Origin of the sequence: Lactiplantibacillus songbeiensis (assembly GCF_005405125.1) — a bacterium.
Lineage (GTDB): Bacteria > Bacillota > Bacilli > Lactobacillales > Lactobacillaceae > Lactiplantibacillus > Lactiplantibacillus songbeiensis.
In genome coordinates this window covers 1-17776 of the sequence record NZ_BJDL01000001.1, presented here as the reverse complement: position 1 = coordinate 17776, position 17776 = coordinate 1, and the positions used below count along the sequence as shown (strand labels likewise).

The 17776-nt window shown below is 44.9% G+C and carries 13 protein-coding genes; 12 read left to right on the top strand and 1 reads right to left on the bottom strand.

All coding sequences use genetic code 11. The features are described 5' to 3' along the window. Positions 1-90: 90 nt before the first annotated feature. The gene (locus FFM77_RS00065; protein ID WP_137633706.1) at positions 91-1053 is read right to left on the bottom strand and encodes an L-lactate dehydrogenase; all 963 of its coding nucleotides are present in this window, start codon (positions 1051-1053) and stop codon (positions 91-93) included. 292 nt (positions 1054-1345) lie between these two features. Here FFM77_RS00065 and pth point away from each other — a divergent pair, with 292 nt between their 5' ends. The 12 genes from pth to lysS all read left to right on the top strand — a co-directional run bounded on the left by pth (position 1346) and on the right by lysS (position 17145). Further along, the gene (gene pth / locus FFM77_RS00060) at positions 1346-1903 is read left to right on the top strand and encodes an aminoacyl-tRNA hydrolase (protein WP_137633813.1); all 558 of its coding nucleotides are present in this window, start codon (positions 1346-1348) and stop codon (positions 1901-1903) included. A 17-nt stretch (positions 1904-1920) separates the two neighbouring features. Then, positions 1921-5451, top strand: a complete 3531-nt coding sequence (gene mfd, locus FFM77_RS00055) for a transcription-repair coupling factor (protein WP_137633705.1) — start codon at positions 1921-1923, stop codon at positions 5449-5451. Positions 5452-5470: 19 nt separating this feature from the next. Continuing rightward, positions 5471-7072, top strand: coding sequence for a putative polysaccharide biosynthesis protein (locus tag FFM77_RS00050; protein WP_137633704.1), 1602 nt, complete (start codon positions 5471-5473; stop codon positions 7070-7072). 5 nt (positions 7073-7077) lie between these two features. Further along, positions 7078-7350, top strand: a complete 273-nt coding sequence (locus FFM77_RS00045; RefSeq protein ID WP_171001029.1) for an RNA-binding S4 domain-containing protein — start codon at positions 7078-7080, stop codon at positions 7348-7350. Positions 7351-8093: 743 nt separating this feature from the next. Continuing rightward, complete coding sequence (locus FFM77_RS00040) at positions 8094-8492, top strand: FtsB family cell division protein (RefSeq protein ID WP_137633702.1); 399 nt, start codon at positions 8094-8096, stop codon at positions 8490-8492. Between the two features lie 124 nt (positions 8493-8616). Beyond that, positions 8617-9174 (top strand): S1 domain-containing RNA-binding protein, encoded by a 558-nt coding sequence (locus FFM77_RS00035; protein WP_137633701.1) that lies wholly within the window; start codon positions 8617-8619, stop codon positions 9172-9174. A 112-nt stretch (positions 9175-9286) separates the two neighbouring features. After that, a complete protein-coding gene (gene tilS, locus FFM77_RS00030; protein WP_137633700.1) occupies positions 9287-10663 on the top strand; it encodes a tRNA lysidine(34) synthetase TilS in 1377 nt (458 codons plus the stop codon). Beyond that, positions 10660-11202 carry a hypoxanthine phosphoribosyltransferase gene (gene hpt / locus FFM77_RS00025; protein WP_137633699.1) on the top strand — a complete coding sequence of 181 codons (543 nt, stop codon included), beginning with the start codon at positions 10660-10662 and terminating at the stop codon, positions 11200-11202. The genes tilS and hpt overlap by 4 nt, the downstream gene beginning before the upstream one ends. 96 nt (positions 11203-11298) lie before the next feature. Next, the gene (ftsH, locus tag FFM77_RS00020) at positions 11299-13473 is read left to right on the top strand and encodes an ATP-dependent zinc metalloprotease FtsH (RefSeq protein ID WP_137633698.1); all 2175 of its coding nucleotides are present in this window, start codon (positions 11299-11301) and stop codon (positions 13471-13473) included. A 121-nt stretch (positions 13474-13594) separates the two neighbouring features. Continuing rightward, positions 13595-14482: an Hsp33 family molecular chaperone HslO gene (gene hslO, locus FFM77_RS00015; protein ID WP_137633697.1), complete on the top strand. Its 888-nt coding sequence runs from the start codon at positions 13595-13597 to the stop codon at positions 14480-14482. Further along, the gene (dusB, locus tag FFM77_RS00010) at positions 14482-15501 is read left to right on the top strand and encodes a tRNA dihydrouridine synthase DusB (RefSeq protein WP_223876731.1); all 1020 of its coding nucleotides are present in this window, start codon (positions 14482-14484) and stop codon (positions 15499-15501) included. The genes hslO and dusB overlap by 1 nt, the downstream gene beginning before the upstream one ends. A gap of 144 nt (positions 15502-15645) precedes the next feature. After that, positions 15646-17145, top strand: a complete 1500-nt coding sequence (gene lysS / locus FFM77_RS00005; RefSeq protein ID WP_137633696.1) for a lysine--tRNA ligase — start codon at positions 15646-15648, stop codon at positions 17143-17145. Positions 17146-17776: the final 631 nt, after the last annotated feature.

Genomic DNA, 17776 nt, shown 5'->3' with positions numbered 1-17776 from the left:
CAGCATCACTCCAGTCCGCCCGGAGCGGCAATTCAGAACTAAAAAAAGCAGTGTCATCCAAACCAGGACGACACTGCCAATACTAAATCATTATTTGTTTTCTAATTCAGCTAACCCATCGTTTAAAACTTTCTTCAAGGTTGCGGCTGAGTCTTGCATCTTTTGTAATTCGTCATCTGATAATGGTGATTCGATGATTGACTTCAAGCCAGTTCCGCCAATCACAGCTGGGGTCCCGATAAAGATATCGTTTAAGCCATATTGGCCGTCCATGTAGGCGCCAACTGGCAAAATCGCATTTTCATCACGAAGGATGGCTTTCGAAATCCGCATTAACGCGGTCCCGATACCGTAGAAGGTTGCACCTTTTAAGTTGATGATGTCGTAAGCTTTGTTACGAACGCCATCTTCTAGTTTGGCCAAGTCATCATCGGTTAAGCCCTGTTCCTTAGCAACTTCACGTACGGGACGTGTCCCGATAGTTGCGGTTGAGTAAGCAGCAAATTCAGTATCACCGTGTTCACCCATGATGTAAGCATCAACGGAACGTGGGTCGACGTTAAATTGCTTGCCTAAAGCGACCCGCAAACGGGATGAATCGAGTGACGTCCCAGAACCGATAACGCGATCCTTTGGGAAACCAGAGAATTTCCAAGTGGCATAAGTCAAGATATCCACTGGGTTAGCGGCAACTAAAAAGATGCCATTAAAGCCAGCGTCAACGATTGGTTTAACGATCGTTGATAAGATATTTAAGTTCTTGTTCACTAAGTCTAAACGTGATTCACCGGGCTTTTGTGGGGCACCGGCAGTAATCACAACTAAATCAGCGTCTTTGCAGTCAGAATATTCTCCTGAGTAAATCTTCTTGGGAGCGGTAAAAGCTTGAGCGTCTTCAAGATCGAGGGCGTCACCCTTAGTCCGATCTTTAATAACGTCGACAATCACAAATTCTTCAGCAATTCCTTGTTGGGCCATGGCGAAAGCGTAACTAGATCCTACGGCGCCATCGCCGACTAACACAACTTTTTGATGGTTTGGCATGCTTGACAAAATAAGTCATCCTCTCATAACGAAAATTTATTGTTTCCAACGCTTCCATTATAGCATGATGATTGACAGAAAGTCGTTCTAAATGTAATCGCTTTAATCAAATTGTCATAACTAACAAACAATGCTTGACACATGCTCGGTTGCGGGGAGTATGGTATACTAATTGCACTGAAAAATGAGACCAGTTGGTTTAGTGAACTGGTGAACAAGTTCGTTCGGCACTGCCGAATCAGGGTGAGCCTGATTCGGCCTGTTTTGCATGTCAACAACCTAGAGGAGTTAAGTGTTCATGATGAAAATGATCGTTGGTTTAGGAAATATTGGGGCTAAATATGCCCAGACGCGGCACAATGTCGGCTTTATGATTGTCGATGAGATTGCGGCTAAATTAAATGTCGATTTTAAAACGAGTAAGTTTGAAGCCGAAGTAGCAACAGCCTTTGTTAACGGTGAAAAAGTGTTATTGGTCAAGCCATCAACTTATATGAATGATTCTGGTCGTGCCGTTGGACCGTTGATGACTTACTACAATATTGATCCGGCTGAGCTACTGGTCGTCCATGATGATCTGGATCTACCATTGGGCAAAGTTCGCTTGAAGCAAAAGGGTTCAGCAGGTGGTCATAATGGGATTAAAAGTATTTTAAGTCACGTGGGTGATCAGCATTTTAAACGGGTAAAAGTGGGGATTGAGCATCCCCAAAAGATGAGTGTAGTGGATTATGTGCTTGGTAAATTCACCCCAGCTCAGTTGCCACTATTTAATGATGCCAAAATTACAGCAGTTGCAGCGGTAGAGTCCTGGTTAGCTGGGACTGATTTTGCGGCTGTGATGAATCAGTATAACTAGGTAGGAAGGAAGTCGCCATGGATATAGAAGCGATTATTGAACAGACCCCGGATTTTCAGACGATTTTAGCGGGCATTAGTCCCGGTAGTCGGCAATTGGTGACCGGTCTAAATGGCTCAGCCCGCACCGCATACGTGAGTGCGCTTTTTAACCAGTTGACACATTCAATCCTGATTGTGACGGATAATGGCTTTCATGCCAGTCAATTGGTCGATGATTTAACGAGCCTGTTAAGCGATGATCAGGTCTTTTTGTTTCCCGCTGAAGAAATGGTGGCGGCCGAACTTGCGACCAGTTCACCGGAGTATCGGGCACAACGAGTCGAAGCCCTGAATGCGTTAATTAGTGATCAGCCAGCTGTGGTGGTCACATCGGTTGCGGGCGCACGGCGGTTCTTACCACCAGTTGCCCAGTTTAAGTCAGCGGCATTAACGTTAACGGTTGGTCAAGATATTGATTTAGAACAGATCCAAGTCCAGTTACATGATATGGGCTACTTAAAAGAAAAATTAGTTGCGCGGCCTGGTGATTTTGCGGTCCGCGGTTCAATTGTGGATATTTATCCTCTGGATGCCGACTATCCGTTACGATTAGATTTGTTCGACACTGAAATTGATACGTTGAAGTACTTTGATCCTGAAACACAGCGCTCGGTTGACAACTTAGAGACGTTTACCGTGTTGCCGGCTACGGACTTTATCTTGACCCAAGCCATGATGACGGCCGGGGCAGAACGATTGACCAAAGCGATGGCAGCCGAAAGTAAGCAGCTAGATCCCGCTGATCGGCAAACCTTAGCCGATAACTTGGCGCAACCGTTGTCAGATATGCGCAAAGGGTTAATCGGTAATGACTTGTTGCTGTATGGGTCCTACTTATATGGTAGTAAAACCAGTATTTTGGATTATCTACCAACCGATGGGGTCGTGCTATTTGATGAGTATTCGCGGATTTTGGATGGCGAGCAACAGTTGTTACAAGAAGAAGCCAATTGGGTCACCGATCAATTGGCACATCATCGGGTCCTATCAACGGCTGACTATGGTAACGATATCCGAGATTTGTTGAAGGACGATGCCCATGCTCAGTTACTAGTCTCACTCTTTCAAAAAGGGATTGGTAATGTGCGTTTAGCTCAGATTACCAATGTTCGGACACGACCGATGCAAGAGTTCTTCGGTCAATTGCCAGCCCTGAAAACGGAATTAGACCGCTGGCATAAGCTTAATCAGACCGTCGTCTTGATGGTCTCAGAAGCGGAGCGGTTGACCAAGGTCAGCAATACCTTAGATGATTTCGAGATTGACGCGGTCATGACTAAGGCGGAAAATTTGCAGACCGGCGTGGTACAGATTGTCCAAGGTTCTTTGCAGAACGGCTTTGAATTTCCAGATGGTCATTTAGTTGTTGTGACCGAACAAGAAATGTTTAAAAAAGTGGCCAAGAAGCGGCCTCGGCGGCAAACGTTAGCCAATGCGGAACGGCTGAAGAGTTATACCGACTTAAAGCCTGGTGATTACGTCGTGCACGTTAATCATGGGATTGGGAAGTATATCGGGATGGAGACGCTGGAAGTCGATGGTGTCCATCAAGACTACATTACAATCGCTTACCAGAATAATGCGAAGATCTTTATTCCGGTGACCCAGCTAAATCTCGTTCAGAAGTACGTTTCGTCAGAATCCAAGACACCGAAGATTAACAAGTTAGGCGGTACTGAATGGACCAAGGCTAAGCGCAAAGTTGCGGCTAAAATTGAAGATATCGCGGATGAGTTGGTTGAATTATATGCGCAACGCGAGGCTGAAGTTGGTTATGCGTATGCGCCGGATGATAGTTATCAGACGGAATTCGATAATGAATTTCCATATGCTGAAACGCCCGATCAGTTGCGGTCGATTGACGAAATCAAGCATGATATGGAAAAGCCCAAGCCAATGGACCGTTTGTTGGTCGGAGATGTTGGCTATGGGAAGACCGAAGTCGCGTTGCGGGCGGCATTTAAAGCGATTGAAGCCGGTAAACAAGTCGCCTTTCTTGTGCCGACGACGATTTTAGCGCAACAACATTATGAGACGATGCTTAATCGGTTTGAAGGTTACCCAGTCAATGTCGGGATGTTATCTCGTTTCCGGACCGGAAAAGAAATGAAGGAAACTGTCAAGCAGCTTAAAGATGGTGAATTGGATATTGTGGTCGGGACGCACCGTCTCTTATCTAAAGATGTGAACTTTGCTGATCTAGGACTGTTGATTATTGATGAAGAGCAACGGTTCGGCGTTAAGCATAAGGAACGGCTGAAAGAGTTGAAGTCGAGCGTTGATGTTTTGACGTTGACAGCGACGCCAATTCCACGGACCTTGCACATGTCGATGCTCGGTGTACGGGATTTGTCAGTGATTGAAACACCACCAACTAACCGTTATCCAATTCAGACTTACGTTATGGAACAAAACTTTGGCGTCGTTAAAGAAGGTATTGAACGTGAAATGCAACGGAACGGCCAAGTCTTTTACTTGCATAATCGAGTCCACGATATTGATAAAGTCGTCGCCCAGATTAAAGCTTTAGTCCCGGAAGCGGCGGTCGCCCACATTGATGGTCAGATGCCGGAATCACAATTGGAAGGCATCTTATACGACTTCATTCGCGGTGAATACGATGTGTTGGTTACGACCACCATTATTGAAACTGGAGTCGATATTCCTAATGTGAATACTTTGTTCGTTGAAAATGCCGATCATATGGGTTTGTCACAACTTTATCAATTGCGGGGCCGGATCGGACGGAGTAGTCGCGTTGCCTACGCGTACTTTACTTACCAACAGAATAAAGTGTTGACTGAAGTTGGCGAAAAACGACTACAAGCGATTAAAGACTTTACTGAATTAGGGTCTGGTTTTAAGATTGCGATGCGTGATTTGTCGATCCGGGGTGCTGGTAATTTGCTTGGTAAGCAGCAACATGGCTTTATTGATTCAGTTGGGTATGATCTGTATACGCAGATGTTATCAGAAGCCGTGGCTAAGAAGCGCGGTCAGACAGCTAAAGTGAAGACCGATGCCACGATTGAGTTGGGCATTGAAGCTTACTTACCATCCACTTATATTGAAGATGAACGCCAAAAGATTGAAATCTACAAGCGGATTCGGCAATTAGAAAATAACGATCAGTATTTGGAAGTCCAAGCTGACTTGATTGACCGGTTCGGTGACTATCCGAGTGAAGTTGCTGGTTTGTTGGCAGTTGGTAAGTTGAAAATGCTAGCCGATGACGCCTTGATTGAAAAGATCCAACGCACTGATAGTGACTTACATCTGACGTTATCCAAGCAAGGAACGGCTAAGCTAGATACTAAAGATATCTTTAAGGCCTTAGCAAAAACGAAATTACGAGCGACAGTCGGGATTGATGATGATAAAATGAAGGTTAAATTAGTGATTCAACCGCAGATGCAAGAAGATGCTTGGCTTAATCAGCTGACATTATTTGTGCAACAGTTAGGGGCCATTTTGGTGCCGACACCTGCGGCCACACCGAGCAAGTAATCGGTAGAAGGGATTTGTGATGCCAAAAGATCACCTGAACACCATGTTCCGGGGCGCCCTAATACTTTCCATCTCGTCATTAGTGGCCAAGATTTTGAGTGCGGTGTACCGGATTCCATTTCAAAATATGGTTGGTAATACCGGTTTTTATGTTTACCAACAGATTTATCCCATCTATGGTTTAGGGATGACCTTTGCCTTGAATGGGTTTCCAACCTTTATTTCTAAACTCGTGGCGGAACAGCCGGATGAGACGAGTCAATCATTGATCGCCCGGCGTGCCTTTCATATCTTAAGCGGACTATCGCTAGTGCTGTTTATTGGCTTGCAGTTGGGGGCTAATTGGCTGGCGGTGCGGATGGGCGATGGTCGTTTAGCTCCGATTATTGATGCGGTGGCTTGGATGTTTCTATTCATGCCGTGGTTAGCAACCGGTCGGGGGTATTACCAAGGTAAATTCCTGATGGGTCCGACTGCCGTTTCTCAGTTGATCGAACAAACCGTGCGGGTAGCAGTGATTATTATGGCTGCATACTTCGGATTACATCGGGGCTGGGACGATTATCATATGGGCACTTGGGCGATGAGTTCAGCGGCAATTGCAGCGATCTGTTCGTCGTTGATCTTTGTCAGCTTTGGATTGCGACATATCTTAGCCCCTGCACCAACACCGACCAAGCCATTACCAGACTATCGGACTTTGACGAAACGCTTCATAGTTGAGGGCGGTACGTTATGTTTAGTTGCAGCCGTCGTCATTTTATTGCAGCTGATTGATTCATTTTCGGTGATGCGGGGCTTGACGCGGCAAGGCCTGCCGATTGATTTTGCCAAGTCGTTAAAAGGGGTCTATGACCGTGGGCAACCGCTAGTTCAATTGGGATTAGTAGTGGCAACGTCATTTTCTGCAACTTTACTACCGGCTTTGACCAATGCGTTGGCCAAACGGCAATTGATTGAATTCAAGCGGCATACGCGCGCAATGGTCCATGTCAGCTTAGCCTTATCAATGGCGGCAACTGTCGGTTTAGTGGCTTTAATGCCACAGATCAATCGGTTGTTATTTGGGTCGATGGAAGGCACAACGGCGCTTCGAGTCTATGTCTTTAGTATTTTGTTTGCCGCGTTGATTACCACTTATACGAGTGTCTTACAGAGTTTGGACCAATATACGGCGATGATTATTGGCATTATTGCTGGTTTGGCGGTTAAAATGTTGTTAAATTATCAAATGGTCGTTCATTTCGGCATTAATGGTGCCAGCTTAGCGACTGTACTGAGCTTAGCGGTCATGTTCGCAGTGATGTGGCTTGGTTCGCCGGAAGATTTACGGCAGGTTTTGCTGGAAAGCGGCTATTTGATTAAATTATTGTTAGTTAGCGGTGTGATGGGCTTAGTTGTTTTATTGACGAGTCGTGAAATTCGCGCCTTAGTCGGGCCCGTGATGGCTAATTATCGCGGGATGGCCGGCTTGATTACCCTAGTTGGTGTTTTAATTGGGGTGATCGTGTTTGTTGTCGGTTCAGTGGCGGTCCGGTTATTCACGATTCGTGAATGGCTAGTGCTGCCATATGGTAAACGACTGATTAAAGTTGTTGCTAAAGGAAAGGAACATAACTAATGAGTATGCGTTTAGATAAATTTTTGAAAGTTTCACGGATTATTAAACGGCGCACCGTCGCCAAAGAAATCGCTGATAAAGGGCGGATTCAAATCAACGGTAAAGTTGGCAAGTCATCATCAACAGTTAGCGTAGGCGATGAGTTGATTATTGCGTTTGGGAACAAGACGTTGACGGTCAAAGTGACCCAATTACTAGAAACTACTAAGAAAAACGATGCTGAACTAATGTACGATATCGTTAGCGAAGACTACAAGACGGACTATCGGGAACAATAGGCTACTTACTAGCTACAACATCTCGAGATTGGTAAAGTTTGCCACTCTGGTTGGGCCAGAATCGGCTGGAACGTGGTGGCCGCATTTATGAGCCATAGTGCGGTCTCATAAGCCGGGCTTTTACTAAATCGGAAAATCACCGATTAAGTAAAACGACACCACTGAGCCAATTCTGACCCGCCCGGCGTTAATTGATGAGTATGTATCAATTAATGATTGCTTAAACCCAGTATTTTTAGCTGGGAGATTAGTTCCTAAAATATTTGATAATATCGCTTATGATATTCCAAGGCGTTAAACAACTAATTTTGCAGGTGGTAATATTAGCTATCATCAAGTATCTTATTAAAACTAATATGAGTCGCAGTGACCAGCATGTTCGCCGTGTCGAATCACTTAGACCGGTGATTTTTCCGGCCTTAGTGATTGGGCCAGCTTGCTAGACGTGATTTTCGGCTAACAAGTGCCCTGCAGACCGCTCTTTGGCTGCAGGTCTGCCCCACCGCGAACGTGCTGGTCAACGGAGACGGCAATCAATGTTTACTATGATTGTCGCACGGCAAGTAGACATTTTTGCGTAGTTGTCTCATGCAAGCTGGTAGCAAACTAAGCGGGCTGTTTTGGTTCAATTTAATGGAAATGAAAATTAACTGAAAACATTGGTCTAATCCTAATGATGTCGTTTACACGGCGGTTTTAAGTTGGTATAATTTAGGCAACACGATTTGAAAGGACTGGCAAGCATGACGAACGGTGCTCATAATAAGATCAAGCAGTTGGATAATGACTATTCGCGACAAGTAGCTTCTAATCAGCATGGGTATCAACAGCGTCGGTTGCAAGTGCGGCGGCGCCGGTTTATTACGATTGTCGCGGTATTTGGGGCGTTGTTATTGTTCTTTGGCTTCCAATTGATCAATACCCGCGCAAGTTTGCAAGGGGTTAATCGTCAGGTTGCCACCAGTCAAGTAAAGTTGAATCAAGCCCGTACGCAACATACGAAGCTTGAGACGCAGATTAAGCAGCTGAATAATAAGGATTACTTACAAAAGCTTTTGCGATCAAAGTATGATTATACGAAAACCGGTGAGACAGTTTATAGCTTACCAAATGATAATGCTTCGGACGTAACGGCTAATTAAAACGGGTCTGAGAACCGCTTTTAACGGGTAGACCATTTAATATTGGCATTAAATTATTTCATTCAAGCTAGCGTAATGTATGCTATACTAAAACCATTATTTCATAGGAGGAACAACTTTTTTTATGGCAATTGAAGTAGGTACGAAAGTCACTGGTAAAGTATCCGGAATCACCAATTTTGGTGCCTTCGTGAACTTAGGTAACAATCAAACGGGGCTGGTGCATATCAGTGAAGTTTCCGATGGATTCGTTAAAGATATTCATGATGTTTTGAGTGTCGGCGATGACGTGACCGTCAAAGTGTTATCAGTTGGTAACGATGGTAAGATTGGGTTGTCAATTCGTAAAGCGGTGGATCATCCTGAAGGGGAACACCAGCATCGCGAACATGACAATCATCATAGTAGCAATAACCATCAAGGTGGCAATCACCAAGGTAATAATCACGGTCATTTCGATCGTAACGACCACCAAGGCAACGGGAACCATCAACGTACTAATAACTTTCATAGTCGGGGCGGTAACGGCGGCGGTCGTTTCCAACCACGACAACATGAAAATAAGAAACAAGATTTTGACTCCTTGATGTCTGGCTTCTTGAAGGAAAGCGAAGATCGCTTAACGACTTTGAAGCGGAATACAGAAGGCAAACGCGGTGGTCGTGGCGGCCGTCGTAGTTAGTTTTTCAGGGATGAACACCAATTTCTATGAGTAATCACTAAAGTAAAAAAAGTAAGCGCCAAGACACTGTCTGGCGCTTTTATTGTCAGCAAATTTGAAAGCGGGAACAATCATGACGCCTATTCAACAATTTAAACGACAACTAGCGGCTCAGCAACTATTAGATCCCGAGGTTACAGTCATCGTAGCAGTATCTACAGGAGTCGACTCGATGGCGCTATTAACCTTGCTCGAGCAGTTACCTAGTCAGCAGCGGCCTCAACTGATCGTCGCACACGTTAATCATCATCTACGTGCCCAGAGTCAAACGGAAGCCGCCTATTTAACTAAATATTGTCAGCAACACCAGTTAACGTTGAAGCTGACAGACTGGCCAGTTAGGTTGCACCCGAAGACGGGTATCGAAGCCGCTGCCCGTCAGTTTCGCTATACCTTTTTTGGTCAGTTGATAACGGCAACACAAGCTGCTGCGGTATTAACGGCTCATCATGCTAATGATCAAGCGGAAACTTATCTGATGAAGTTAGCGCGTGGAGGTGACTTGGCACAGTTGGTTGGCATTCAGGCTGCCCGCCCATTTTACACCGGTCAGCTGGTACGTCCCTTGTTGACTTGGTCAAAAGGACAATTGCGTGAGTACGCTCAAGCTCAGGGAGTGACCTGGTATGAGGATGCGACGAATGCAGATGTTGAACTAACCCGCAATCGACTACGTCACCGGGTCGTTCCGGAACTAACGCAGCTTAATCCAGCTTTCTTAGCGCATGTGGCCAGCTATGAACAACAGTTACAACAGTTATTGATGGCGCAAACTGAAATGATTAGGGGATTATTGCCGACTGTCACGACTCAAAAAAAGCAATTGACCGTTGATGCGTGGCAACAACTGCCTAGCAGCTGGCAGTTGCCAGTGTTACAAGCTTGGCTGACCCAAGGGACTGATACGCAGTTTAGTCAGCTAAAGTTAGGTCCAGTAGCTCATTGGTTACAAAACTCGCAATTGCCAACGGGACGGCTCCCGTTGAATCATGATTGGCAACTGACAAAAGCGACTGGCTTGGTTGCGATTCAACCGCTTAAAAAAAGGGTTAAAAAGTTAAGGCCGGTTGAAAAAAATATGGTAGACTTAAACCAATGGCAGAAAATTACTGCGACCCAAGTCGTGGGTGTTTTTGAACAGGCCGCGCTACCAACTAGTCAACCATTTCCATTAACTGATGATGATTGGCCGTTACAGTGGCGGCCGTGGCAAGCGAATGATCTAGTGCAGTTAAAGGGCGGTGGTCATCAAAAGGTCCGGCGCATTTTAATTGATCAAAAGGTGCCAGTTGCACAGCGGGCGTTAGTGCAAGTATTAGTGAATGCCCACGATACGGTGTTATGGGTCGTTGGCCATAAGTTCAGTTACCGACAGCCCACCACCGCCACGCGAACAGTATTTTTAGCCTTAAAACATACGGAGTTGAAAGGAGCACATCTGAAACGATGAACAACGACATTGAACGAGTACTCTACAGTCGCGAACAAATCCATCAAGTTGCCCAAAAGCTAGGTCAGGAATTAACGACGGAATATGCTGGTAAGAACCCATTAATTATTTGTGTACTCAAGGGTGCCGTCTTATTTACTACGGATATTATTCGAGAAATGGATGTTTATGCCGATCTTGATTTTATTAACTTATCCAGCTATGGTAACGAGACGATTTCGAGCGGCGAGGTCCAATTAACCAAGGACTTAGATGCAGATGTGACCGGGCGCGATGTGTTAGTGATTGAAGATATCATTGATACCGGCCGGACGTTGAAGTTTTTAGTTGATCTATTACAACGCCGTGACGTGAACTCTGTTAAGGTCTGTACCTTATTGGACAAACCAGCTGGTCGCTTAGTCGATATCAAGGCAGATTACATTGGTTTTGAAGTACCAAATGAGTTTGTTGTTGGCTATGGTTTGGATTATGCCGAACGTTACCGGAACCTCCCGTACGTTGGGATTTTAAAACCAGCGATTTACGAGCATAAATAATTGGTCAATGATAGTCAAATGTGCTATTATTTAGACTATCGAAGTATAGTACCGTGCTTTTAGCAGTATATAAGAGTTTCGATGAAGGAGGCACATATGAACAATCGACGCAATGGACTCTTTCGTAATAGCTTGTTTTATATCTTAATCTTTTTGAGTTTAATGGGGATCATTTATTTCTTCTTTGGGAATAACTCCGGCTCACAAACGCAAGATATCCGCTATAGCGAATTTGTCAAACAATTAGACAAGGATAACGTCAAAAACGTTAGCATCCAGCCTAGTGGTGGCGTCTACAAGGTAACCGGTCAATACCGGAAAGCGCAAAAGGTTTCTTCAACTAATGCGTTAGGGATTGCCAGCAGCTCATCGTCGAAAACGACTTCGTTTTCAACGACGATGCTTGAAAACAACTCCACGGTCGAACAGGTTTCTAAGTTAGCCAACCAACACAACGTTAAATTAACGGCTAAAGCCGAAGAATCTAGCGGAATCTGGGTCACGTTATTGATGTATGTCGCGCCATTGATTTTGTTTGTATTCCTATTCTATATGATGATGGGACAAGCTGGTCAAGGCGGCGGGAACAACCGGGTCATGAACTTTGGTAAGACGAAGGCGAAACCAGCCGATAGTAAGCAAAATAAAGTTCGTTTCTCAGATGTTGCCGGTGAAGAGGAAGAAAAGCAAGAATTGGTCGAAGTTGTCGAATTCTTGAAGGATCCACGCAAGTTCGTGTCCTTAGGTGCTCGGATACCATCGGGAGTACTCCTCGAGGGGCCTCCGGGTACTGGTAAGACGTTGCTAGCTAAGGCGGTTGCTGGTGAAGCAGCCGTGCCATTCTTCTCAATCTCTGGTTCAGATTTCGTCGAAATGTTCGTCGGGGTCGGGGCTAGTCGTGTTCGGGACCTATTTGAACAAGCCAAGAAGAATGCCCCATCAATCATCTTTATTGATGAAATTGATGCGGTTGGTCGGCAACGTGGTAACGGCATGGGCGGCGGTCATGATGAACGTGAACAAACCTTGAACCAATTATTGGTTGAAATGGATGGGTTCACGGGTAACGAAGGTGTTATCGTCATGGCGGCAACCAACCGTTCTGATGTCTTAGACCCAGCTTTACTTCGTCCAGGTCGTTTTGACCGGAAGATCTTAGTTGGTCGTCCAGATATCAAGGGTCGTGAAGCCATCTTGAAAGTCCACGCCAAGAATAAGCCATTGGCTAGTGACGTTGATTTGAAAGAAATTGCTAAGCAAACACCTGGGTTCGTTGGGGCCGACTTGGAAAACTTATTGAACGAAGCCGCATTACTTGCTGCTCGTCGTAATAAGAAACAAGTCGATGCTTCGGACTTAGATGAAGCTGAAGACCGAGTTATTGCTGGTCCAGCTAAGCATGATCGCGTTGTTTCTAAGCACGAACGGGAAACCGTGGCGTACCATGAAGCTGGTCATACGATTGTTGGGTTAGTCTTAAATGATGCTCGAGTTGTGCACAAAGTAACGATTGTCCCACGGGGTCGCGCTGGCGGTTACGCTATCATGCTTCCACGGGAAGATCAGATGCTAATGTCGAAACGAGATGCCAAGGAACAAATGGCTGGTTTAATGGGTGGCCGGGCCGCCGAAGAAATTATCTTCGATGCCCAATCATCCGGTGCTTCCAATGACTTTGAGCAAGCCACGCAAATTGCGCGGGCCATGGTCACTCAATATGGGATGAGTTCTAAGCTCGGCCCAGTTGAATTGGAAAATGCCAACCAGCAAGCGGCTTACCAACAAGGCATGGGCGCTAGTGCCTTCTCGCAACATACGGCTCAATTGATTGATGATGAAATTCGTCGCTTGGCTGAAGAAGCCCATCAAACGGCGATCGACATTATCCAATCACACCGTGAACAACATAAGTTGATTGCGGAAGCCTTATTGAAGTATGAAACCTTGGATGAAAAGCAGATTCTCAGCCTATTCAAGACTGGGGAGATGCCTGCTAAGGCTGGCAGCGAATTTCCTAGTGAAAAAGCAGCGACCTTTGAAGAATCTAAGCGGGAGTTGGAACGGCGTGAAGCTGAAAAGCAACAAGCCCAAAGTCAAACGACTAGTGATAGTAGTGCGGCTGACGAACCAAACTTCCCGAGTGAATCGCAAGCAACGTCTACAGCAACTTCAGCAGACTCTGCTGAAACCAGTGTGGCGACGAGTGCGACTAGCGAAGCAAGTGCGGATAGTGCGGCCACTTCCGGTGATGATTCAGATAGCCAAGCTTAACCAAAAGATTAAACAAAGAGCTGAGACTTTGTCTCGGCTCTTTTTCTGTTGTATCATTAATCAGAATATGAATTAGTTTGTTTAAGTGCAACTTAGACAACATCAGTAGAGGAGTTTATTAATGGAAGATTATTTAGTGAAGAGTATTGCCGGTAATGAGATGTTTCGGGCGTATGCGGTTAGTGCCACGGCTATGGTTAGTGAGGCCCAGCAGCGGCATGATACCTGGAGTGCAGCTTCGGCGGCATTGGGTCGGAGTCTCGTGGGTACATTGTTGTTGGCGTCTTCAGTCCTTAAGGGTGATGAAAAGCTAACGGTGAAAATTAACGGGAATGGTCCGGTTGGCGGGATTGTTGTTGATGGTAATGCGAACGGTACCGTTAAAGGTTATCTGCAGCATCCCCATGTTCATCTACCTTTAAATGATCAGCATAAGATTGACGTCCGGGCCGCAGTAGGTCATGAAGGGTTTTTAGCGGTTACTAAAGATCAAGGTGTTGGTGATCCGTTTACGGGTCAAGTCCCGTTAGTTTCGGGTGAACTGGGTGAAGACTTTACGTATTACTTGGCTCAGTCTGAACAGATCCCGTCGGCTGTTGGGTTATCGGTCTTTGTTAATGAAGATAATTCAATTGGTGTCGCCGGGGGCTTTTTAGTGCAAGTCCTACCGAATGCGACTGATGAAGCGATTGGGTCGCTTGAAGCTAAGTTAAAAGATATGCCGTTAGTCTCGAAGCTATTACGGGATGGCAAAACACCAGAAGATATTTTAGCATTGCTATTTGATGGCGATGTTAAAGTGTTAGATAAAATGCCCGTTAAGTTTGAATGTGACTGTTCTAAAAAACGGTTTGCAGGGTCATTAGCAGCATTGCCTAAAGCTGATGTCCAAGCCATGATTGATGAAGATCATGGTGCAACTGCGGTTTGCCATTTTTGTGGGAATGAGTATCACTTCTCAGAAGCTGACTTAAAAGCTGTCTTAGCACAAGCTCACGGGAAGGATTAGTGGCAACCGCATTAACGGGTAGTTGGCAGATTGGCAAGGTAACGATTGGGAACCGAGTCGTCGTTGCACCGATGGCCGGAGTGACCAATGCAGCTTTTCGGGTCATTTGTAAAGGGTATGGTGCTGGTCTGGTCGTTTGTGAGATGATCTCTGATCGAGGGATTATGTATCATAATCAAAAGACCTTAGCGATGATGACAGTTGATCCGCGTGAACACCCGATGAGTATCCAAATCTATGGTGGCTCGAAAGAAACACTGGTGCAAGCGGCACAATTTGTTGACCAACAGACGACTGCTGATATTATTGATATTAACCTTGGTTGTCCAGTTAACAAAGTGGTTCGCACTGAAGCGGGCGCTAAATGGCTATTAGAGCCATTGAAAGTCTATGAGATGGTCGCTGCTGTTACTGATGCTGTCCATAAGCCGGTGACGGTGAAGATGCGGACTGGCTGGGACATGGATCATTTATATGCAGTAGACAATGCCTTGGCAGCTGAACGAGCAGGCGCTAGTGCGGTTGCGATGCATGGTCGAACACGGCAGCAGAAGTTCCAAGGACAAGCCGACTGGGCCATCCTAAAACAAGTGGCCGCTGCCTTGACGATTCCGTTTATCGGTAATGGAGATGTACAGACCCCAGCAGATGCCAAACGCATGTTAACGACAGTGGGGGCCGATGCTGTTATGATGGGTCGCGCTATTCAGGGCAATCCTTGGATTTTACGCCAGACGACGCATTATCTAGCGACAGGTGAGCTGTTGACGCCACCTAGTCCACTAGCTAAGTTGCAAATGGCGCAGGAGTTATTACATCGGCTAGTGGCAGTTAAGGGTGAAACAGTGGGGTGTTTTGAGTTCCGACAACAAGTTTCGTACTATTTAAAAGGCATCCCACGGTCAACTCGCCCCAAGGTGGCGTTAATGTCAGCGGACACGTTGGCGGCGATGGATACGATCATAGACCGCTTTAGTGATCAATTGGCGACTTATTTGGCAACGAAAGCGGTTAAGTGAATAATTCGCTTGCTTTTTTGCTAACTGATTGTCAAAATTGAAAGGTATAGTGAAGTTGATGGGACTGGCTGGTTTGAGACTGGCAAGATTGGTGAGTCGCAGGATGACTGCTAATTAGTCCCAGACAGAAATGGAGGAACACTAGTGGCACGACAAGAACAGACGATGAACGACCAACTTAAGGTTCGTCGTGATAAAATGCAAGAGTTACGTGACGAAGGCGTAGATCCCTTTGGTCACCGTTTTGAACGGACTGATTTGGCTTCAGATTTGCAAGCTAAATATGGTGATGAAGATAAAGACGAGCTGAATGAAAAAAAGGCAACCGCAACAATTGCGGGACGGATGCTAGCTAAACGGGGTAAAGGGAAGGTTAGTTTCGCTGACCTTTGGGACCGTTCTGGCAAAATGCAGTTATACGTTCGTAAAGACGTTGTCGGTGAAGATGTTTATCATATCTTTAAGCGCTCCGATATTGGCGACTTTTTAGGGATTACTGGGGAAGTCTTCAAGACTGATTCTGGTGAATTAACTTTAAAAGCAACCGGTGTTACTTTCTTATCGAAGGCTTTACGGCCATTACCAGATAAGTTCCATGGTTTACAAAATGTTGAACAGATTTATCGTCAACGTTATTTGGATCTGATCTCAAACCGGGACAGTTTTGACCGTTTCTTGAAGCGGACGAAGATTATCTCTGCAATTCGTCATCATTTGGATAGTAATGACTTTATTGAAGTTGAAACGCCAATGTTGCATAACCAAGCAGGTGGTGCTTCTGCCCGCCCATTTATCACACATCACAATGCGCTGAATATTGATTTGTATTTGCGGATTGCTTTGGAATTACATTTAAAGCGATTGATCGTCGGTGGCATGGAAAAGGTTTATGAAATTGGTCGGGTCTTCCGGAATGAAGGGATGGACCGGGAACATAACCCTGAATTTACAATGCTTGAAAGTTATGTCGCTTATTTTGACTTCCATGATGTTATGGATGAAACAGAAGGCATTTTCAAAGCTGCTGCTAAGGCTGTGACCGATGATGGGATTATTACCTATCATGGTCAGACGGTTGATTTAAATAAGCCATTCAAGCGGGTACACATGGTTGATGCAATCAAAGCCCAGACTGGGATTGATTTCTGGCAGCCAATGTCTTTAGATGATGCTCGGAAATTAGCTGATGAACATCATGTGAAGTATGAATCTTATTGGAAGGTTGGTCATATTATTAATGCCTTCTTTGAAGAATTTGTAGAAGCTACTTTAAATGAACCAACTTTCATTTATGGTCATCCAGTGGAAATTTCGCCATTGGCTAAGAAGAACGCTGAAGATCCTCGATTTACAGATCGGTTTGAATTATTCATTTTGGGTAATGAGTATGCCAATGCCTTTAGTGAATTGAATGATCCAATCGACCAACGGCAACGTTTCGAGGCTCAAGCGGCTGAACGGACTGCTGGTAACGATGAAGCTGAACATATTGATGAAGACTTCGTGGAAGCTTTGGAATATGGGATGCCGCCAACTGGTGGGTTAGGTATTGGGATTGATCGGCTGGTTATGTTAATGACTGATGCTGATTCGATTCGCGACGTTTTGTTGTTCCCGACGATGCGTCCAGAAGAGGATAAGTAACAAAAAACGGTTTAAAGCTGGCATTATCAGCTTTAAGCCGTTTTTTTGATTACTTTAAGGCATTTTTCTTTGAAATGATGAACTTTTCTAACAAGTTAAAAAAGTTTTTTGGAAAAATGAATTTTTACTTTTATCGAACAATACAGCGATTAACGATTGTGAACATCTGGTATTGTTTGTTGTTTGTTTGAAAAATCAGACAATTATTGGCATTATCAGCTGATATCCGGACAATGCTTGAATGTAATTTTGAACATGGTTATATTGACTGGTTATTTTTTGAATTTAAGGCTTGCAATTGGCCGTGATAATTGGTAAATTAGTATACGTTGTTGAGGCGCACAAAGCGTTTAGCCGCGTGCCTTCCAATTGAAAATTGATTGAAGAAAGTTGTTGACAACTTCTTCAGTTATTGATAAGATTGTTTCTGTTGTCGCAACGGCAATGCATGACAAATTGAGTTGTTACTTCTTGAAAAAAAGATGTTGACATGAAATGCTTAAGATGTTATGATAATTAAGTTGCGTTGAGGAAATCAACGAACGAACTTAGACCTTTGAAAACTGAACAAAGTTTCGACGAATCAAATGTGTAGGGTCTATCAATTCTTGAATTGGTAGCAAACATTTGC